At 55.0% G+C, this 18,636-nt stretch carries 19 protein-coding genes; 13 read left to right on the top strand and 6 right to left on the bottom strand.

All coding sequences use genetic code 11. The features are described 5' to 3' along the window. Positions 1 to 164 precede the first annotated feature (164 nt). The gene (locus KKG35_16675; protein ID MBU1739765.1) at positions 165 to 860 is read left to right on the top strand and encodes a triose-phosphate isomerase; all 696 of its coding nucleotides are present in this window, start codon (positions 165 to 167) and stop codon (positions 858 to 860) included. On the opposite strand, the gene truA is transcribed toward KKG35_16675, so the two are convergent. After that, the gene (truA, locus tag KKG35_16670; GenBank protein ID MBU1739764.1) at positions 855 to 1,667 is read right to left on the bottom strand and encodes a tRNA pseudouridine(38-40) synthase TruA; all 813 of its coding nucleotides are present in this window, start codon (positions 1,665 to 1,667) and stop codon (positions 855 to 857) included. The genes KKG35_16675 and truA overlap by 6 nt on opposite strands. 29 nt (positions 1,668 to 1,696) lie before the next feature. Continuing rightward, on the bottom strand, positions 1,697 to 2,086 hold the full coding sequence (locus KKG35_16665) for a hypothetical protein (GenBank protein MBU1739763.1): 390 nt from the start codon (positions 2,084 to 2,086) through the stop codon (positions 1,697 to 1,699). Positions 2,087 to 2,279: 193 nt separating this feature from the next. Here KKG35_16665 and KKG35_16660 point away from each other — a divergent pair, with 193 nt between their 5' ends. The 3 genes from KKG35_16660 to rnhA all read left to right on the top strand — a co-directional run bounded on the left by KKG35_16660 (position 2,280) and on the right by rnhA (position 4,838). Further along, the gene (locus KKG35_16660) at positions 2,280 to 3,251 is read left to right on the top strand and encodes an ATP-binding cassette domain-containing protein (protein ID MBU1739762.1); all 972 of its coding nucleotides are present in this window, start codon (positions 2,280 to 2,282) and stop codon (positions 3,249 to 3,251) included. Beyond that, positions 3,248 to 4,006: an ABC transporter permease gene (locus KKG35_16655; protein MBU1739761.1), complete on the top strand. Its 759-nt coding sequence runs from the start codon at positions 3,248 to 3,250 to the stop codon at positions 4,004 to 4,006. The genes KKG35_16660 and KKG35_16655 overlap by 4 nt, the downstream gene beginning before the upstream one ends. A 130-nt stretch (positions 4,007 to 4,136) precedes the next feature. Then, complete coding sequence (rnhA, locus tag KKG35_16650; GenBank protein ID MBU1739760.1) at positions 4,137 to 4,838, top strand: ribonuclease HI; 702 nt, start codon at positions 4,137 to 4,139, stop codon at positions 4,836 to 4,838. Between the two features lie 290 nt (positions 4,839 to 5,128). On the opposite strand, the gene KKG35_16645 is transcribed toward rnhA, so the two are convergent. Continuing rightward, a complete protein-coding gene (locus KKG35_16645; GenBank protein ID MBU1739759.1) occupies positions 5,129 to 5,419 on the bottom strand; it encodes a hypothetical protein in 291 nt (96 codons plus the stop codon). Between the two features lie 331 nt (positions 5,420 to 5,750). Between KKG35_16645 and KKG35_16640 the strand changes: the two genes are divergently transcribed. Then, positions 5,751 to 6,704 (top strand): hypothetical protein, encoded by a 954-nt coding sequence (locus KKG35_16640; GenBank protein ID MBU1739758.1) that lies wholly within the window; start codon positions 5,751 to 5,753, stop codon positions 6,702 to 6,704. A 30-nt stretch (positions 6,705 to 6,734) separates the two neighbouring features. Here KKG35_16640 and KKG35_16635 read toward each other — a convergent pair whose 3' ends face one another. Then, positions 6,735 to 8,549, bottom strand: coding sequence for a cation:proton antiporter (locus KKG35_16635; protein ID MBU1739757.1), 1,815 nt, complete (start codon positions 8,547 to 8,549; stop codon positions 6,735 to 6,737). 572 nt (positions 8,550 to 9,121) lie between these two features. Here KKG35_16635 and KKG35_16630 point away from each other — a divergent pair. The 8 genes from KKG35_16630 to KKG35_16595 all read left to right on the top strand — a co-directional run bounded on the left by KKG35_16630 (position 9,122) and on the right by KKG35_16595 (position 16,955). Further along, the gene (locus tag KKG35_16630; protein MBU1739756.1) at positions 9,122 to 9,916 is read left to right on the top strand and encodes a substrate-binding domain-containing protein; all 795 of its coding nucleotides are present in this window, start codon (positions 9,122 to 9,124) and stop codon (positions 9,914 to 9,916) included. A 438-nt stretch (positions 9,917 to 10,354) separates the two neighbouring features. Then, positions 10,355 to 11,908 carry a hypothetical protein gene (locus KKG35_16625; protein ID MBU1739755.1) on the top strand — a complete coding sequence of 518 codons (1,554 nt, stop codon included), beginning with the start codon at positions 10,355 to 10,357 and terminating at the stop codon, positions 11,906 to 11,908. A 111-nt stretch (positions 11,909 to 12,019) separates the two neighbouring features. Next, positions 12,020 to 13,300 (top strand): alpha/beta fold hydrolase, encoded by a 1,281-nt coding sequence (locus tag KKG35_16620; protein MBU1739754.1) that lies wholly within the window; start codon positions 12,020 to 12,022, stop codon positions 13,298 to 13,300. Positions 13,301 to 13,375: 75 nt separating this feature from the next. Further along, positions 13,376 to 13,903 (top strand): DsbA family protein, encoded by a 528-nt coding sequence (locus KKG35_16615; protein MBU1739753.1) that lies wholly within the window; start codon positions 13,376 to 13,378, stop codon positions 13,901 to 13,903. 89 nt (positions 13,904 to 13,992) lie between these two features. Then, complete coding sequence (locus tag KKG35_16610; GenBank protein MBU1739752.1) at positions 13,993 to 14,553, top strand: cytochrome c3 family protein; 561 nt, start codon at positions 13,993 to 13,995, stop codon at positions 14,551 to 14,553. Positions 14,554 to 14,689: 136 nt separating this feature from the next. Next, positions 14,690 to 15,154, top strand: a complete 465-nt coding sequence (locus KKG35_16605) for a DUF1456 family protein (protein ID MBU1739751.1) — start codon at positions 14,690 to 14,692, stop codon at positions 15,152 to 15,154. 51 nt (positions 15,155 to 15,205) lie between these two features. After that, positions 15,206 to 15,832: a GNAT family N-acetyltransferase gene (locus KKG35_16600; protein MBU1739750.1), complete on the top strand. Its 627-nt coding sequence runs from the start codon at positions 15,206 to 15,208 to the stop codon at positions 15,830 to 15,832. Next, entirely contained in the window at positions 15,822 to 16,955 is a 1,134-nt protein-coding gene (locus KKG35_16595) for a M20/M25/M40 family metallo-hydrolase (GenBank protein MBU1739749.1), read from the top strand. Before KKG35_16600 ends, KKG35_16595 begins: the two co-directional genes overlap by 11 nt. Positions 16,956 to 17,041: 86 nt before the next feature. Here the strand turns inward: KKG35_16595 and KKG35_16590 are convergent, their stop codons facing one another. Beyond that, positions 17,042 to 18,316 carry a pyridine nucleotide-disulfide oxidoreductase gene (locus KKG35_16590; protein MBU1739748.1) on the bottom strand — a complete coding sequence of 425 codons (1,275 nt, stop codon included), beginning with the start codon at positions 18,314 to 18,316 and terminating at the stop codon, positions 17,042 to 17,044. Positions 18,317 to 18,415: 99 nt separating this feature from the next. Continuing rightward, positions 18,416 to 18,616, bottom strand: a complete 201-nt coding sequence (locus KKG35_16585; GenBank protein MBU1739747.1) for a DUF2905 domain-containing protein — start codon at positions 18,614 to 18,616, stop codon at positions 18,416 to 18,418. Positions 18,617 to 18,636: the final 20 nt, after the last annotated feature.

The raw sequence follows: 18,636 nt of genomic DNA, 5'->3' as shown, positions 1-18,636 counted from the left end.
ACTTATTTTTTCAGCAGGCCGGATCTTCCAGCCTCGTGCTTCAGTGACCGATAGGCTTTGTCCGGCAGAGATTGAGGCCGGGCAATCATAAGAATCCTTCAGAAACGGTGAAGACACTGTCATCCGGCAGGAAAGGAACCAGACGTGTTGTTCCGGGATACCCAATGAAAACAACTTACCTGCTGGCAAACTGGAAGTCCCATAAAACCATGGCCCAGACGGAGAACTGGCTAAATGAGTTCTCCAGGCTTTATCATCCCGTTCCGCAGCTCAAGGTGATCCTCGCCCCGCCAATGGTTTATCTGGCGCCGATCATGCGGATGATAAGAAACCAGGGAGGTATTCATCACCTCTCCCTGGCAACCCAGGACCTGTCGCCCTTCCCCCTCGGATCCTATACCGGGGCGATTGCCGCTGAAATGGTGCAGGGGATGGTCGACTTCGCCATTCTCGGCCATTCTGAGCGGAGGCGATACTTCCACGAAACAAACCAGGACATCGCCAATAAAGTGAATCAGGCCGTTGCCGCCGATATCCAACCGATCGTCTGCATTGATCAGCCCTATGCCCGAGCCCAACTGGCGGCCATGGATGAGGGTGATCTGAATAAATTGATCATCGGCTACGGTCCGGTTGAGGCCATCGGTATTGACAGAGCCCATTCCGTGGCAGAGGTCAGACTTGGAGTCAGGGAGATTCAGTCCCTGGCCCCGCAAGCCCCAATCCTTTATGGCGGCTCGGTCAATGGTGAGAATGCTGCGGACTATCTGGGGATTGCCGGGGTGTCCGGATTGATGGTGGGAACCGCGAGCCTCGATGTGGAGGAATTTGTCCGGATCTGTGCTATCGCCGGTTCATAACGCCTCTTCCTCCGCCCAGGCGAGAAAATCGGCAAATTCCGCCTGGTCATAGAAGGCCTGCTCGAAAAAGAGCCCACCCGCGGGAGCAGTTAATCGGCTGGGCGCATCCGACGGCCCGGCGAGAAATGCTTCCACCTCGCTTTTCGAAAGATTCCCCCTGCCCACCTCCACCAGTACCCCGGCCAGACGCCGCACCATTTTCCAGAGAAAGTGCGAGCCGATCACCCGCAACCGGAGCATCTCCTCATCTTCATAAAGATAGACCCCGTTCAAAAGGACCATGGTCGACTTTTTCAGCTCCATCTTTTCCGCAAAAGAGGCAAAGTTGTGCATTCCGGCAAAGATCCGGGCGGTCTCGGCCATGGCTCTTGAATCAAGTTTTTCCTTGATCCACCAGACATATTTCTTGTGAAAAACCGTTTTGCACCTGGCGATCTGGTACAGGTAGCTCCGGCCGATGCAGTTGTGCCGGGCATGGAAGCGGATATCACAGGGAACGGCTTCCCGCACACCGATCCCGGCCGGCAGCAGGTCGTTGAAACGGTTGACGATGGTTTCCGGCGGCAGCCTTGCGCCCCTGGTTTCCAGGTGGGCCGTGTAATTGAGGGCATGAACCCCGGCATCAGTGCGGCCGTTCCCCTGGAGATCGACCTTGTCATCGGCAAAGATCTCGGCGGCCGCAACCAGCAGCGCACCCTGGATGGTCCGGGCATCGGTCTGTTTCTGCCAGCCGCTGAAGCCGGTGCCGTCATATTCAAGGGTCAGCCGGTAACGATGTAAGCCCGCTGCGGGAGAGGATTTCTTCATGACTTGTTTCACCTGGGGGTCGCTCCCCCTTATTCCCATTTCACTGAATCAGTCAGATCCCGGGTCGGGGTCTGTTTCATACGCTCGAGTTTTTTTGCGATCATGATCACATCCACAATGCTGAAGAGCCAGCACCCGGCGATGATAAACATCAGAACACGGTAGGACGGGCCTCCTGAATCGGGCAGCAGCTCAACAACCACGCCTGCCACATCATCCGTGCTGATCGCCACTCCCGTCGCTTCGATTTTCGCAAAAAGGTCATTGGCCTGCCTCACTATCTTCGCAACGATCAGAACCATGCAGACCGAAACCGTCAGCACCAGGGCAGCGCCGCGCCGGTAGCATTTCAGCACCAGCTCACCCAGACCCGGCAACACCAGCCCGGACCACAGAACACCCTTAATCGTGTTGTTCATGTTCCCTTTTCCTGCATCGAATTTTCAGCTGATTCCCATCGAATTTCTGCCAACGAACTCTTCTCTGTCCGGCCCCCTTCAACCCCTCCCCGCTTGCGGTTCACTTTCAAGTATGGTACCCACATTATTCCTTTTGGATTATGCACCTTTATGTAAAATAACCGTGTTCACCACTCCCGGGTAATAATTTTTGATGACTGAGCCCATTTCTCAAATACCGGCAGCACCCACGCAGCCCAAAACGACAGCCGGACCGGTGGTTTCGGTCGGCAGTCTTTGTAAAAATTTTTCCGGCCGCACCGCCGTCGACAACATTTCCTTTGCCATTCAGCCGGGGGAATGCCTGGGTTTTCTGGGGCCGAACGGCGCGGGAAAAACCACCACCATCAACATTCTGCTGGGCCTCGTCCGCAAGACTTCCGGCAAAATCTCTCTTCTTGGCCGCGAGATTCCCGAATTCCACCGTCAGGTCAAACGCTTGATCGGTGTTGTTCCCCAGGCAGACAGTCTGGATCCGGATCTCACCGTGGCCGAAAACCTGCTCACCTACGCCGGCTACTTCAATATCCCGCGAAAAATCGCGTTGAAAAAAGCAGATGAACTGCTTCATTTTTTTGCCCTGCACAACCGACGGGACGAGATTATCGACCACCTCTCCGGAGGCCAGCGCCGAAGGCTCCTCCTGGCCCGTGCCCTGATCAACGACCCGCAGCTTTTGATCCTCGACGAACCGACCATCGGCCTCGACCCACAGGCCCGGCACCTGATGTGGGAGCGACTGGAAATCCTGCGGGAACAGGGGACGACCATGCTCCTGACCAGTCACTACCTGGATGAAGTATCACGGCTCAGCAACCGGGTGCTGATCATGGACAAGGGAAGGATCGTCGCCCAGGGGGAACCGCAGCAGCTGATCATGGACCTGGTTGGATTGGAGGTTTTCGAGGTTGAAGGATCAATCGCCGAGCTCGACGAACTTGCGGCATCCTTTTCCGACTGCGATGCGACCATTGAACGCGCCTACGGCAACCTCTACATCTACACCAGAGAGAAATGCGACCATCTGGAAAAACTGCTGGCCCGGACCAGTCGATGGGTAAGACGTCCGGCCAACCTTGAGGATCTTTTTATTCAACTCACCGGCAGGTCGTTGAGGGAGTCATGAACGGATTGAGTTTCCATACCATCTGGATGCGTAACTTCCGGGTCTGGCGCAAGTTCGTCCTGTCTTCCCTGATCGGCAATCTGGGTCAGCCCCTGCTCTTTCTGCTGGCCATGGGCTATGGCCTGGGCCGCAACATTGAACTCATTGACGGCTTGAGTTACCTGCAATTCATCGCTCCGGGTCTCGTTGCCTCCTCGGTCATGTACAGCGCGGCCTTTGAAACAACTTACGGCGCCTACACCAGGCTCTCCGTCCAGAAAACCTACGAAGCGATCCTGACCACCCCGCTCGGGGTGACGGATCTCGTCCTCGGGGAAATTTTCTGGGCGGCCAGCAAAGGGGTCTTTGCCGGCGTCATCATGCTCGCCACCCTCCCCCTGTTCGGGGTCTGGCCCTCGGGCTGGACTATTGCCCTCTTGCCGGTTCTTTTTCTCTCCGGGGTTTTTTTCGCCGCCTTCGGCCTGATCATGACCGCTTTAGCCACCAACTATGACTTTTTCAATTATTTTATTTCGCTCGTGATCACCCCGCTTTTTCTTTTCTCCGGCATCTTCTTTTCATTGAAAACCATGGCGCCGAAGGCCAGGCTCATCTTCGAGTTTCTCCCCCTCACCCCGATCGTCAACCTGGCCCGGATGTTCTGCTACGGGCAAATCCAGGGGCCGTGGCTCCTCGAAATCGCGGGCTCGCTGCTGTTGACCTTTTTCACGGTCTGGCTGGCCGTTGTCATGCTGCACCGCCGGTTGATCCAGTAATTCCGGAGCAGAAAGAAGAAAAGGAAGGACAGGTTCTGCCGGCCCCCGGCTGCTGAAAAGATAATAAATCTATTGATTTCAATGCGTTACACAATCAAAAACCCTTGCGATAAAGAGAGAATAGATAGCAATGGCAGGAAAGAAAAATTTTTACGCAATCGCGGTCGGTGCCAAACCCGGCATCTATGACAACTGGCCGGACGCCCATGCCCAGGTGCGGGGATTCCCCGGCGCGAAATTCAAAGGTTTTCCCACCAGAGGAGAGGCGGAGTCCTGGCTCAAGAACCCCGGCGCCACCAGGATTTCCGCTCAAACAAAAAGCACGAAAAAAACCACCGAAGCTGCTGCCGACACCTCGCCCAGGCCGGGAGAAGTGTCAATCTATACCGATGGCGGGTCCCGCTTCAACCCGGGCCCCGGCGGATATGGAGCCGTGCTGATCTACAACGGGAAAACAAGAGAACTGGGCGGCGGATATCGGCACACCACCAATAACCGGATGGAGCTGATGGCCTGCATTGTCGCCCTGCGGGAACTGGAAGTCCGGGACCAACCGATCACCCTCTATTCCGATTCCCAATATGTGGTGAACGGCATCAACAAGGGCTGGGCCAGAGGGTGGCGGAAAAGAGGGTGGGTGAAATCCGACGGCCAGCCGGCGATAAACCCCGATCTCTGGGGCGAACTTCTCGATCTTGTCGAAAAACTGAACATCACCTTCAGGTGGGTGCGAGGCCATGCCGGCCACCCGCAGAACGAACGCTGCGATGAGATGGCGGTTGCCTGGACGGGAAAAGAAAATTTACCGGTAGATAAGGGCTACAAAGGATAGGTTCTTATTCCCCCTCAACTTTCTGACTTGCCTAAGATATTGGTTTGCTGTCACAAAATAATCCCAAGCCATGGCGGCATTCCATGATTAGAAGCCAGAAGCCAGGAGCCAGAATGACTGATTTTTTCACCCTTCGGGTATAAGTCTCGATGTCTCGCAAGTTCGCATTCGCCCAGAGGGCATATGTTTCGTGTAAGCAGGCACGCTGCTTAACTTAACTAATCGGTACGAGCAGGCCAGCTGCTCAACTTAAGCTTTATCGGGAGATTAACATAACTCAGAAAGTTGAGTTACCCCTGCGTTTTGCTCCAGGTCCGGATCAGGCCCACCAGCCGGTCGAAGGTGTCGATATAGTAATGGGGGGTGGTCTGCCCGGGGCTGTTGGGGTTTTCCACATTGACCCCGTATTCCAGCCCTTCCGCGGTCAGGGCCTTATACTTTTTCATTTTCCCCGCATATTTCGTACTGGGCCTCTCTTTCTCCTCAAGGAGGCCCAGCGCCACCAGCCCCTTGTTCGCCTTTACGGCGGACATCCCTGCGTTATATATTTTCAACAGGTTGGTCATTGAGTCTGTTTTCACGACAAGCTCCCTGCTGCCGATTTCCCGCTAATCCCTGGCCGCTTTTTTTGTAGCCTTCTTGGAAGCCTTCGCCGCCTTCTTTTCCTTCGGGGTCATGGCCGGTTTCTTCTTATCGGCCTTGATGCTCTTATGTTCTTTAGCCATTTTTTTCTCTCCAGATAATTGAATTGATCTCCGAATTTCACCACGAACATTTATAACATTGTTCCGGATAAAAGGGCGAATACTACTTTTGCCCCGGACATTGACTTCTTCAGGACAATGATGTGAGAATAAATGTGAGATCCAGCGATCACTGTGACTCCGCAAATGATAAATTGAGGACATATCCATGAAATTTCTTCTCCAGCCACTTGCAAAAACCTTTGCCGACAAATTCAAATGGTATTCAATCCTGATCTTTCTCGCCCTGGCCGTCGTTTTTCTTTTAACCGATGAAACCGGCCATACCCCCCTGCATTATTCTGACCAAACTGTTCTCCACGAACTGAATCTCCAAAAAGAAACAGGCAGGCACAGGGATAAAGACGCCATCCCCCCTTCAACCATTGTCGAGATTCCCCTGGTCGGCAAGATTGACGCAAAAGATTATTCCCTGCCGGTGCTGGCAATTGCCCTCGGCCTGGTTGACGGTCTCAATCCCTGCGCCATGTGGGTTCTGGTGTATCTCATTTCCCTGGTTCTCTCCCTTGAGGACCGCAGCAGGATCTGGACCATCGTCGGCTCGTTCGTCTTTGCCTCGGGGGTCCTTTATTTTCTGTTCATGACCGCATGGCTCAACGCCTATCTGTTCATGGGGTATGTACGGCAACTGACCCTTCTGGTCGGCTTTTTCGCCCTGTGGGTGGGAACGGTCGATCTTTACGAGTCGATAAAAAACAGGGGCAGGCAAACCTGCGAGGTGGTCAGCCCCGAGTCAAGAAGCAAAACGATGGACAGGATCAGAAAAGTGGTCCTGGCCCCGTTTTCCATCGGCAGTCTGGTGGCAATCATCAGCCTCGCATTTGTGGTCAACTCCATCGAATTTCTCTGCTCGGCGGCCATTCCAGCGGTATTCACCTACATTTTATCGGTGAGTCCCCTCTCCACCCTGCAATATTACCTCTATATTCTTCTCTATGATCTGTTCTTCATGCTCGATGACCTGCTGATCTTCAGCACTGCGGCTTTCGCGGCCACCTCGTCCCTGGGAGAAAAATATGCAGTCTATACCAAACCGATAGGGGGAGCGCTGATGCTCGGGATCGGGATAGTGTTGATCTTTTTCCCCAACCTGCTGCGTTAAATCGCCCGGCGCCCATCCTTTTTTCCCGGATCAGCCAACGGCGGGAGAGGTATCCGGCGCCGCCAGGCTGATAAGCGTCCAACCCGGTTGGGGGTTCAGCACATTCTCGGCGGTGAAGACCACTATTCTGCCCCTGGGAGTGACCCCGAACATCGGGATCGCCTGCCCCCCGTAGCGATTCTGATAAGCGGCAAAATCAAAGGCTTCACTGAGGGTGGTACTCCTCACCTCCCAGCCATCCTGGGTCAGGAGCTTGGCCAGACTGGTAAAGGTGATCTCCGGCCCGAACAAAACCCGCCAGTGGATGCGGGAAACCGCCTTGCGTTCCTCGATCATCTCCATGTCCGCCGCGGTCTGGATCGCAAAAACGGAATCCGAACCCAACTCCATCCGATAATGCATGCAGGACAAGCTGTTGAGCGCGCCGCGAGGCGAGAGGGCAAGCAGCGTCCCAATCCCGACCAGATCGAGATTGCGGTCCGCGTGTTCGGAAACCGGTTCCCCGTAATAGGTTTCCAACCCCTCCATTCTGGCCTTGCTGATCATCTCCCAGTTGCTGTCGACCAGCAGCACCCGGAACCCGGCCTCCTGCAGACCCTTGCCGATGGTCCTCGCCACCAGATTGGCACCGATGACCAGAAAACCCCTGGGCTCCGGCTCCGCCACACCAAGTTTCCTCGCAATGAATCCTGCGGTGCCGCTCTGCAGGACCACCGTGCCGATAATCACCGAAAAGGTGAGCGGCACCAGGAGCTCAGCCTCAGTGAATCCTGCCGCCTCAAGCTTGATCGCGAAGAGCGCTGAAATGGCGGCGGATACAATCCCGCGCGGAGCAATCCAGGCAAGAAGGTGCCGTTCCGGCCAGCGCAACTTCGAGCCAAGGGCGGAGACCATCACGCTGAGCGGCCTGGAGAGAAACTGGATAGAAAGAAAGATAAAGACCACCTGCCAGCCCAGGTGGATGAATCGCTGAAAATCAAGCCGCGCCGCCAGCACGATAAAAAGGACGGAAATAAGCAGAACGCTCAAGCTCTCCTTGAAATCGAGAATCTCCTCCAGCGAAACATCCTTCATGTTGGCGAGCCAGATGCCCATCACCGTGACGGTCAGAAGCCCCGACTCATGCTGAATGCTGTTTGAAACGGCAAAAACCATGACGACCAGTCCCAGGGTGGCCACGTTGTGCAGAAACTCCGGCAGCCAGTGACGCCTGAGAATGATGCCGTAAAGATACCCGGACAATGCCCCGATGAGCAGGCCGACTCCGATAAGCCTGCCGAAGGCAAGAAGGGTATGCCCCAGAGCGTCGCCCCTGCTGCCTGCCAGGATGAACTCGAAAACCAGCACGGCAAGGGTCGCGCCGATGGGATCAATGACAATCCCCTCCCAGCGCAGAATGTTTGCCACTGCCGCGGTGGGCCGCACCGTGCGCAGCATCGGCACGATCACGGTCGGCCCGGTCACCGAGGTGATGGCGCCGAAGAGCAGCGCCAGCCCCCATGGGAAATCAAAGACGATGCGGGTGGCAGCGGCGGTGATCAGCATGGTGACCAGTACCCCGAATGAGATCATGTTCCGGACCACCCGGCCCAGACCGGCAATCTGGTGAAAACTTAAAGTGAGGCTGCCTTCGAAGAGGATCACCGCAACGGAAAGCGAGATGAAGGGAAAGAGCAGGTCGCCGAACAGGGCGTCGGAATCCAGCACCCCGGTAAGCGGGCCGGCAATAATCCCGGCGATCAGCAGAAAGAGAATGGCCGGCAGTTTGACCCGCCAGGCGAACCACTGGCAGAGCACCCCGGTAAACACCACCGCAGAAAGGATGAAAACCTTATCGATCAACATATAACGAAGGTCTTGCTTTCATTTTATAAGCACCGCGCAAGTTAAGCCAATTGACTCTTCGACAGGCTCAGAGTGAGCGGAATCAACTTCAATCCGCCCATCCCGACCCTGTCGAAGCCCTGCTCATCCTGAGCTTGTCGAAGGATCATCCCGAGCTTGTCGAAGCCCGCACATCCTGAGCCTGTCGAAGGATGGTTCAGCTCCTGATCCACTTCACACCGGCATTTGTCTAAAGCAACCATTTCAACAACTAAAATATTTTAGCCGGAAAACCGGCTGAAAACCGATGGGAATCAAATTATTTTGCAAAAAAACACAGCAGCCACTAACGACAAATCCATGTTACCCGTTTTTCCACCGCTGTCTAAGAATTCCTGCACGGCCCACCAAAATTCGGCGCTTCCTTTCAGGTTTCGGTTCAAGATGATGACCGGCGAAAAAGCCATCAACCCCACCTCAGAACTGCATGGAACGACCCTTCGCCTCGGCAGCCGGTTGTCACGAAATCCACCACTGGTTAGGGTTTGCAGCTATCCACCAATCCGCAGAAAATATTTTGACGGAGTATTCGCATGAACAGAACCGTCCTGAAATTTTTCGTTTTCATCCTTGGTCTTCTGCTGACCTCCATTAGCACCGTTTCGGCCCAGGAAGTCCAGTTCTGGGGATCGACCACCTGCCAGAAACGTTTTCTCGAACCTGGCGCCGAGGCCCTGGAAAAAGCCACCGGCATCAAGACCAAGGTCTTCGGCGTCGGGACCGGCAAGGGAATGCTGGCCCTGTTCGAAGGGAAAACCAACGTTGCGATTTCCTCCAACACCCTTGAGGAAAGTGTCCAATCCGCCCAGAAAGTACTGAAAAAAGATGGCAAGCCCCCCATTGAAGTGCCGAAAAACCTCCAATTCCATGAAATTACCATGGACCTGATCGTCCCCATTGCCAACGCGGAAAATCCGGTATCAAGTCTGAGCTGGGCGCAGCTCGCCGATCTGAATACCGGCAAGGTCACCAACTGGAAAGATGTGGGCGGGCCGGACCTGCCGGTCCAGGTAATCACCAGCCACGCGGGCAGTTCCACCAAGGCCGTGTTCCAGTCGATGGTCATGAAAAAGGCCGATTATGCCGCCAATGCCATCCTGGTGCAAAGCACCCGGCTGGAAATCAACGAGGTTTCCAAAAACAAAGGCGGCATCGGCGCGGTCAGCTCCGGTTTTTTCAATCTGAACCCGGGGAATGCCAAGATCATCAAAACAGACACCATTCAAAGACCCCTTGGCCTGATCACCATCGGTGACCCGGCTCCTGAGGTCCAGAAGGTCATTGATTTCTACCGCTCACCTGAAGGACAGAAACAGATCCTTGACTAGGATTTTCATAAAATAGTCTCATCAGCCCGGAGACCACCTCCGGGCTGAAACCAGAATCATCTGCAAAATCAGTTCTCAACAGGTGCCAGGATGAATGTTTCACTCCAGAAGAAAATAATCGGCGGGTTTGCCTTCGGGGCGTTAATCTGTGTACTGGTCGGCGCAATCGGATGGAACGGCACCCGTCTTCTCAAAGACAAAATGCAGGCCACCGGGAATCGTGAAATACCCGCGGTCCAGACAATCCTGAAACTGAAACACGCGCAAACAGAGGTTAAAGCCTCCGTCCGCACCCTGCTGAACCCGGCGCTGAAATTCTCCGACCGGGCCAAAGAATACGAGAACATAGAAAAATCCTTTACCCAGGCCGAAAAACTACTGGTCAAGCTTCGCTCACTGACTCTTTCAGGGAAAGAAAAAGAACAGCTGGACAGGTTCATGGTCAGCTGGAATCAGTGGAAAGCCGACACCGAATCCTGCCTGGAAATCAACCGGCAGATTGATGCCACCGCTATTGAGAACCCTCAGAAACTCGCTTTCGACGCCGAACTGTATTTCGGCACCTACAAGACCTGGACCGCCAACGCCAGCAAAGCGCTTCTGGAAAAAACCACCAACCGGGGAGCTAGCAAGCTGGAAGACCTGGCCTTCGGCAGATGGCTTTTGCAGCTTGAGGTGCCGAACAAAGAAGTCCAGGAGGCAAAAAAACAGCTGATCCACCAACTGAAAGAAGTCTTCCGTTCGATTTCAACCATTATGGATTATATCGAAATCGAGGAATACGATCTTGCGAGGGATGTATACACCGCCGAGGTTCTGCCAAGCATTGAAAGCATTCAGCTCTACGTTGACAAAATGATGGAACAGGTCAGAATCGCCATAAATCTTTATGAAAAACTAGACAAACATGAGACCACCACCACCTCTGTCTCCCTGACGAAAACCGAAGAAATTCTCGCCGAAATCATCGAATCAACCAATACGAAGATCGAAAACTATATGCTGCAGAGTAATGAAACGGCAAGCAGGGTCTCCACCGGGTTGGTCCTGACGATTCTGATCGGCACGCTGCTCGCACTGGGCATCGGAATACTTCTGGCCCGCAGCATCACCCTGCCGATCAACAACGTTGTATACGGCCTGACCGAAAGCGCAAAGCAGGTCCATGCCGCAGCCTCGCAAATCGCCACCGCGAGTTATTCCTTGTCGGATGGGGCCACCGAACAGGCGGCAGCGCAGGAAGAGAGTTCCGCCACTCTGGAAGAGGTCTCCTCCATGACCAGACATGATGCTGAAAATGCCCAACAGGCCGACACACTTATGAATCAGGTAGGCAACATCATCAACTCCGCCAACACCTCGATGACCGAACTGATTCAATCCATGGATTTGATTTCCAAGGCAAGCGACGACACCTCCAGGATTATCAAAACCATCGATGCCATCGCCTTTCAGACCAATCTTCTGGCGTTGAATGCCGCCGTTGAAGCGGCCAGAGCCGGGGAGGCGGGGGCCGGATTCGCCGTGGTGGCGGACGAGGTCAGAAATCTCGCCAGGCGGGCCGCCGACGCCGCCAAGGAGACTGCGAAGCTGCTGGAAGACACCACAAATAAAGTAAATCAGGGTTCCGAAGCCGCCGGTAAAACAAACCAGGAATTCACCCAGGTCGCCGAAAGCGCCGCCAAGGTCAAGGTGCTCGTCAGCGAAATCGCCAGATCATCTGCCGACCAGGCAAAATCGATCCAGGAAATGAACCGGGCCGCCACCGAGATCAGCACGGTGACCCAGAAAAACGCCGCCAACGCCGAAGAGGCGGCAGCCGCTTCCGAAGAGCTGAATGCCCAGGCAAGCGTTCTTGAGAACATGGTCAACGACCTGGCCGGAATTGTCAGCGGCAGACAGGAAAACTCCGTGGCCGAATGGAAAGGAAACTCTTCTGCCGCCGGATCTGAAGCTGATCGGCAAGAGACACCCTTACTGCTCGAAACCTGACCGTCTCTCTGCGGACGAAATCGACCGGACCCACGATACAATCAGGGCTTACATTTTATCATTCGCCTCTTTGCAAGAGCCGAATGATTTTCAGATGGTTATTATATCATCATGAATAAACCAGCTCTGAAAATCATTTTTGTCCTGCTGACCGGTATCCTCTGTTTATCGAAAGCGGAGGCGGCTTCTCAGAAGATTGTCCTGACTGCGGAAGACGGCTATCGAATAACCGGGACCCTCTCGCCGGGAAACACAAAAGTCGGTGTTGTTCTCCTGCACATGTACAAGAGCGATCGAAGAAGCTGGCAGCCGCTGGTCGAAGAACTGGCCGGACACGGCATCACCACACTCTCCATCGATATGCGGGGGCATGGAGACAGTAGAGTAAGCCCCAATGGAGATGACCTTTCCAGGCGAGTGTCGTTAAAAGACCCCAAACTCTTCAACCGAATGCATCTGGACGCGGAGGCCGCAGTTCGCCACCTGATCGATCAGGGTATCGATCAGGATAAAATCGGACTGGTCGGAGCAAGTGTCGGCTGCAGTGTGGCGATCCATACGGTTGCGGAAAGGAAGGTGCCGGTTTCCACCGTCGTCGTCATGACTCCGGGCAAAGATTACCTGGGGATCCCGACCATGGATCATATTGTAAAATGGACGGGAATCCCCCTGCTCATTCTGACCAGCAGAGAGGAACAGGATCGGGGTGCTGCGGTTATTCATGCCGGACTCAAAAACACCGGGGCGACCTTAAGAGTTTTTGAGGAAGAGGACATCCACGGCACCAACATGTTCGGTGAGGTTGACGGTGTGGAAAAAATGATCACCGACTGGCTTCTTGATACCTTGAACAGACCGGAAACGGCCCCGGCAGGCAGCCTGCCCCCGGCCGACCTGCCCCTGTATCGGATCAATCTCCGCGTCCACCTGGCGGGCAGCAGCAGAATGCCGCAGGAATTCGCACCGATATTTTCCGAGATCAATGAAATCTGGCAGTCTCAGGCCGGGATCTGTTTTGAGATCCACACCGTTGATCACGACACCCCGCTCGCCGACGGGCTCGACATGTGGTTTTCCCCGAATATCGGCGGCTACAATGGGTACTACGATGGTGAACACATCCGGATGACCGATGCACCGACCCTTGCAGGTGCGCCGCATCCGGCAAGGTCCTCAGCGGCCCGCACCGCCGCCCACGAACTCGGCCATGCCCTGTCTCTCCCCCATCGTCAGGAATCCGATGACAACCTGATGCGTTCGAAAACCTACGGCTGGCAATTGAATGGCCGGGAAATCAAGCTTGCCCGGGGTGCTGCAGTGAATATGGCACTTGCCGATACCGCTCCGCACAACTGCAGCCCCCCGCAGATCAACCTTCATCCGGGAATCTAGAACATGAAAAAACTCGACGTCTATTCCGACTATCTCTGACCTTTCTGCTGGCTGGCGGAGCCGGCCCTGGAAAAAATGGCGGCGGCGGAAAAGGATCTGGTCATCAACTGGCGTGCCTTTGAACTGCGCCCCGAACCGGTGGAAATGCTCGATCCGAATGGAGAATACCTGACCAGTGCCTGGCGGGACCATGTCTATCCCCTGGCCGAAAAAATCGGTCTTCCCCTGAAAAAGCCGGCGATTCAACCCCGCTCGAGGCTGGCCCATGAAGCCGCCAAATGGGCCGGAACCCATCACCGGCTTGCCGAATACAACCGTGCCCTCTTCCGCGCCTTTTTCGAGTTCGGCCGCGATATCGGTGACAAAAACGTCCTGATGGATATTGCTGCTGGAATGGGCCTCGACCCGGTAGATCTGGCCCATTCACTGGAGATCCACAAATTCGCTGCAGACGTGAGAAAAGATGCTGAACTTGCGCAAATACTTGGGATCAGGGCGGTGCCCTCCTTTGTCTCGAACAACCGCCTCCTCGCATCCGGGGTCCAGACTGCAGAGCGGCTCAGGGAACTTCTGACAATGTCACAGGGGCCATCTCTATTCTGATCCGAACAAGGAATAAGGATTGCAAAGTTGTGGTGTATTCGAGCATTATTCGTATAATATCGGTTACACATCAACCATGGAGGGAATACATGTATAAGCGCTGGTTATTTATTGTTGTACCGATGATGTTGGCCCTGCCGTCACTTCTCCATGCGGTCGGCATGGAAGGCCTCGGGGGCATGGGCGGTTTCGTCGATGAAGTCTATCTGCAGACCAGAGACGTCGGCCGGGTTCTCTTCGCCCACAGCATTCACGGGACCGACTGCAACAAATGTCACCCGAAGGTCTTTATCAAGAAAAACAACAGCAACCACGCCACCATGAAACAGATGGAAAAAGGCAAGTCGTGCGGCGCCTGCCACAATGGAAAGAAAGTATTCAGCGTCACCGGCAACTGTGCCAAATGCCATAGCGAGGCACAAGACATTCTCTTCAAGAACGAAGAGGCGGGCGATGTCACCTTTCCCCATGAGGAACACCTGAACAATTTCGGCTGCGCCGACTGCCACCCGGCCCTGTTCAAAGCCAAGCGCGGGGCCAACAAGACAACCATGGCGGCCATGGAAAAAGGCGAGTCCTGCGGCGCGTGCCACAACGGTTCAGAGGCTTTCGGAGTGACCGATACCTGTGAATCGTGTCACAAGATGTGAGAAGTGTTTTTCAGATTGAGCCAAACCGGGGCGACGGGGCACGTACCCGTCGCCCCTTTCATCTCCGCTTTTTCACCCGGCAGACCTTTTCCCTCACCGGAAATGGAATTCCCCGCTCCCCCGGAAAGGAATAATAATGGACAACAATGATATCCTGCGCAGACTTCGTTTTATTTTTGATTTCAATGATGCAAAACTCATCTCAATCTTCGCCCTTGCCGACCACCGGATCAGTCGGACGGAAATCACCTCCCTGTTGAAAAAAGAGGATGATCCCACCCGGCAGAAATGCAGCGACACTCTCCTGGCAACTTTCCTGAATGGCCTGATTATCGACAAACGCGGCAGAAAGGAAGGAGTGCAGCCCGCACCAGAGAAACACCTGACCAACAATACAATTTTCATGAAACTGAAAATAGCCGAGGACCTGAAAGCTGAAGATGTTCTTGCGCTCATGGAACGGGCAGGTTTCCCGATGAGCAAACATGAGTTGAGCGCACTTTTCAGAAAGCCGGACAACAAACACTACCGTGAATGTAAAGACCAGATCCTGCGAAATTTCCTCAAAGGCATGCAGTTGAAATACCGCCCGAAAAAATAGCCACCCCCTTCATTTATTGTTCGCTCTGAAATAAATTGTCATGTATCAAGAATGGATCACCCGGACACACCAGGGCTGTCCGACATTCAAGAAATTTCTGGAAAGGAAGCAATGGACAGGGAATCATCAGACAAGCAGTTGAAACGAACCAATATCAAGATCCGGGAAATGGAGATCGACGATCTTGCCGAGGTCTTTCATCTCGGCGAACAGCTCTTCAAGGTCGAACAGGTTCCGAACATGTATCGCACCTGGGACCCCTATGAGGTGGTCGGACTTTTTCACAGCGATACCGAATTCTGCCTGGTGGCGGAACTCGGCGAAACGATCATCGGTTTCGCCCTCGGGACGACGATCGAAAAAAGTCGCTCCGCCTGGAAATACGGCTATCTGGTCTGGCTCGGGGTCGACCCGGATTTCCAGCGCCAGGGGGTTGCCGAAAAGCTGTTCCGGCGGTTCAAGGATATCATGCTCAACAGCGATGTCCGGATGATGCTCGTCGACACCCAGAGTGAGAATCTTCCCGCCCTTCGTTTTTTTCGCAAACTCGGATTCGGCCACCCGGAAGAACATATTTATCTGACCATGAATGTTGCCGCCGAGATGCAGGCCAGGAAAAAAAAGGGCCTCACCCCCTCTCCAATTTACAGTTATCCCGATAAAAAAAATGACAACTGAGCGCATCAACCGGCAGCGACTGGAAAAACTCCTCCAGCGGATGGTCGACATCTACAGCCCTTCCGGCAAAGAGGGCGATCTCCTTGATTTTCTCAAAGGCTACCTGAAACGGCGCAATCTCCCGGTTGTGATCCAGGAAGTGGACGAGGACCGGTACAACATTATCCTGGCGCCGACGGACGAAGATCTCCAGCTGGCTTTCATCGGCCATATCGACACGGTCTCGGCTCCGGATCTGGACAACTACGGCTATACGATCCAGGGAGACCGGATCAAAGGGTTGGGGGCCGCCGACATGAAGGGCGGCTGTGCCGCCATGATCGAAGCATTCATAACCTTCCGTGAGGCCGGGAACACAAAGGCTCCGGTAGCCATCTGCCTGGTGGTCGGCGAGGAGGAAAGCGGGGACGGCGCGGAAAAGCTGATGAAGTCGTATCATTTCCCGTGGGCGATTATCGCCGAGCCGACCGATCTCGTCCCCTGCCTGCAGTCGTACGGTTATGTGGAAATCCTTTTATCCGCCAGGGGCACACGACAGCACGCGTCTCTGGCCAAACGGCGCCACAACGCCACCGAAGTCATGCTCCAGACCCTCCTGCGCCTGACCCAGCATCTTGAAACCAGTTATCCGCTGATCACCTACAACATCCGGGACCTGTTCAGTTCCCAATCCGGATTTGCGGTGCCCGAACGCTGCGAAGCGTGCCTCGACCTGCACCTCCCACCGGGTATGGAAGCGGGTGAGATTCTCCTTGATATGGAAGAAATCGCCCTCTCCAAAAAAGATATACGGACCGGCATTGAAATGGGATTTCGCACTGCGACTATTGCTGCCGGATATCAATTCCCGGAGAAGGGAGTGGTGGTCGATTCCCTGAAAAATGTTTTTAAAACCCACAATCTTCCCTGGTCTACCGACGCTTTCCGGAGCCACTCCGATGCCAACCAGATCTGGACTTCAGGGGTGAAACCGATCATTCTGGGTCCGGGTCAGCTGGAACAGGCCCACGCCCATGATGAATCGGTATCGTTCCAGCAGATCGTTGAGGCCGCTGAAATCTACTTGAGCCTCATGGAAGCGGCGGTCCCGGACGGCGAAGGTGCAACCCTGCCTGATCCCTGAACGCGAAAAATCCTGACCAGTGGGCCTTTCCGTCCGCCCGTAACACCTGCAACCGATATCACCCGGGAAGTTCCGGGCACCCCGGTTCAGAGCCCGGCGAGAATTCCCCGGGCCGCCCTGATGCCGCTGGCCCAGGCCCCGGTGATGCCCCGGGAGGTGCCGGCCCCGTCGCCGATCATGTAGAGATGCCGGCTGACCCGGAAAGAATCGTCCAGAAAACGCGGCTTGTTGGCGTACATCTTGATCTCGGGATAGTACATGATCGTGCTCGGGTGGAGGATGCCGGGGACGATTGAATCGAGTTTCTTCATCGCCGCCCAGAGGTGGCGCATGATCTTGGCCGGCACCGCCAGGCCCAGGTCGCCTGCGGTGACCCGGCAGCTGGGCTCAAAATCATAAAGATCCCGGCTGAAGTTTTCCTCCTTCGACCGTCTGCCCATCCGGAAATCACCCACCCGCTGCATCAGCGGCCTGCCGCCGCCGATCTCATTGGCGAGCCGGCCGAGAAAAACCGCCATCTGCTGCCCGCTCCGCACCGGGTCTTCAAGATGAATGGTCTTCAGCAGGGCGAGGTTGACCAGGCGGTTTCCGGCCTTGCGACTGGAAAGCGCATGGCCGTTGACCAGATAATAATCCTGATATTTCTCCAGAATCACCCGGGCATGGCCCGAGTTGGTGCAGAAGGTCCGGACCTTGTCGGGAAAATAGATCTTCGGGTCATAATATTCGGCGACAATCGGATAGCGTTCCTGGGTGGTTTCAAGGCGGATTCCCACATCGACGCTGTTGTCGATATAGGGAATTTCCAGTTTCTCCATGACTCCCTGGAGAAAGCTGAACCCCTTCCGGCCAGGCGCCACAATCAGTTTGCCGCTGCGGATCTCCCGATCACCGGCCACGATCACCGCATCCTTTTCCGTTTCCCTGATCTCCGTCACCTCGGTCCGGATCCGGATCACCACCCCGAGGTCCTCCAGCCCGGCCAGCAGGCGGCGGATCAGTTTTTTGCTCCGGTCGGTCCCGACATGGGCCTGGCGGACGGGAACGATCTCGACCCCGATCCTTTCCGCCCTCTCCCGGTACGGCTCAAGGTGACAGGTCGGCAGGATCTCGGGTTTCAGATGCTGTCCAACCTTTTCGAGCAGCGTTTCGGCCTCGTTTTTCTCCCAGTATTCCGGGGCAAAACCAATCGGAAAGGTGTAATTCTGCTTGCAGTCGTTCAACAATCCCCCGGACGAGATCGCGCCCTGGTCGACCATGAGAACCTTCAGCGAAGGCCCGGCCTCGATCAGCTCATAGGCGGCGCCCAGCCCCGCCGGGCCGGTGCCGACGATAATCACATCATAATTTTCGGCAGTCATCGGTTCACCTCTGTCTGAATTGTAGGCCTTTCGTTCAGGAAACGGCAAGCGGTTATGCCATGAAATCGCACCGGATGTTCGGGGAATGAGCAGAAGCGATTATCTGCGGAAAAGCCAGGCCAGAAAACTTAAAACCAGGCTGAGCAGGATCATGGAGGTGACGGGGATATAGACTTTCAACCCCGGCCGGTTGATCATGATATCACCGGGCAGCCTGCCGAGGGGAAGCTTGACCAGCCAGGGCCAGAACAGGCCTGCGAGCAGGATGGCCAGGCCGATATAGATCAGGGTCTTCTGCATGATGTTCTTCTCCCGCCCGG

This window comes from Pseudomonadota bacterium (assembly GCA_018823285.1).
In the GTDB taxonomy this organism is placed as follows: domain Bacteria; phylum Desulfobacterota; class Desulfobulbia; order Desulfobulbales; family JAGXFP01; genus JAHJIQ01.
The sequence above is the reverse complement of the archived record's forward strand: the minus strand, read 5'-3'. Positions and strand labels throughout refer to the sequence as shown.

What these genes read in the sequence shown, in the direction of transcription:
- KKG35_16675 (MBU1739765.1), top strand. Translation starts at nt 165, where the DNA reads ATGAAAACAACTTACCTGCTGGCAAACTGGAAGTCCCATAAAACCATG.
- truA (MBU1739764.1), bottom strand. Translation starts at nt 1,667, where the DNA reads ATGAAGAAATCCTCTCCCGCAGCGGGCTTACATCGTTACCGGCTGACC.
- KKG35_16665 (MBU1739763.1), bottom strand. Translation starts at nt 2,086, where the DNA reads ATGAACAACACGATTAAGGGTGTTCTGTGGTCCGGGCTGGTGTTGCCG.
- KKG35_16660 (MBU1739762.1), top strand. Translation starts at nt 2,280, where the DNA reads ATGACTGAGCCCATTTCTCAAATACCGGCAGCACCCACGCAGCCCAAA.
- KKG35_16655 (MBU1739761.1), top strand. Translation starts at nt 3,248, where the DNA reads ATGAACGGATTGAGTTTCCATACCATCTGGATGCGTAACTTCCGGGTC.
- rnhA (MBU1739760.1), top strand. Translation starts at nt 4,137, where the DNA reads ATGGCAGGAAAGAAAAATTTTTACGCAATCGCGGTCGGTGCCAAACCC.
- KKG35_16640 (MBU1739758.1), top strand. Translation starts at nt 5,751, where the DNA reads ATGAAATTTCTTCTCCAGCCACTTGCAAAAACCTTTGCCGACAAATTC.
- KKG35_16635 (MBU1739757.1), bottom strand. Translation starts at nt 8,549, where the DNA reads ATGTTGATCGATAAGGTTTTCATCCTTTCTGCGGTGGTGTTTACCGGG.
- KKG35_16630 (MBU1739756.1), top strand. Translation starts at nt 9,122, where the DNA reads ATGAACAGAACCGTCCTGAAATTTTTCGTTTTCATCCTTGGTCTTCTG.
- KKG35_16625 (MBU1739755.1), top strand. Translation starts at nt 10,355, where the DNA reads ATGGTCAGCTGGAATCAGTGGAAAGCCGACACCGAATCCTGCCTGGAA.
- KKG35_16620 (MBU1739754.1), top strand. Translation starts at nt 12,020, where the DNA reads ATGAATAAACCAGCTCTGAAAATCATTTTTGTCCTGCTGACCGGTATC.
- KKG35_16615 (MBU1739753.1), top strand. Translation starts at nt 13,376, where the DNA reads ATGGCGGCGGCGGAAAAGGATCTGGTCATCAACTGGCGTGCCTTTGAA.
- KKG35_16610 (MBU1739752.1), top strand. Translation starts at nt 13,993, where the DNA reads ATGTATAAGCGCTGGTTATTTATTGTTGTACCGATGATGTTGGCCCTG.
- KKG35_16605 (MBU1739751.1), top strand. Translation starts at nt 14,690, where the DNA reads ATGGACAACAATGATATCCTGCGCAGACTTCGTTTTATTTTTGATTTC.
- KKG35_16600 (MBU1739750.1), top strand. Translation starts at nt 15,206, where the DNA reads ATGGATCACCCGGACACACCAGGGCTGTCCGACATTCAAGAAATTTCT.
- KKG35_16595 (MBU1739749.1), top strand. Translation starts at nt 15,822, where the DNA reads ATGACAACTGAGCGCATCAACCGGCAGCGACTGGAAAAACTCCTCCAG.
- KKG35_16590 (MBU1739748.1), bottom strand. Translation starts at nt 18,316, where the DNA reads ATGACTGCCGAAAATTATGATGTGATTATCGTCGGCACCGGCCCGGCG.
- KKG35_16585 (MBU1739747.1), bottom strand. Translation starts at nt 18,616, where the DNA reads ATGCAGAAGACCCTGATCTATATCGGCCTGGCCATCCTGCTCGCAGGC.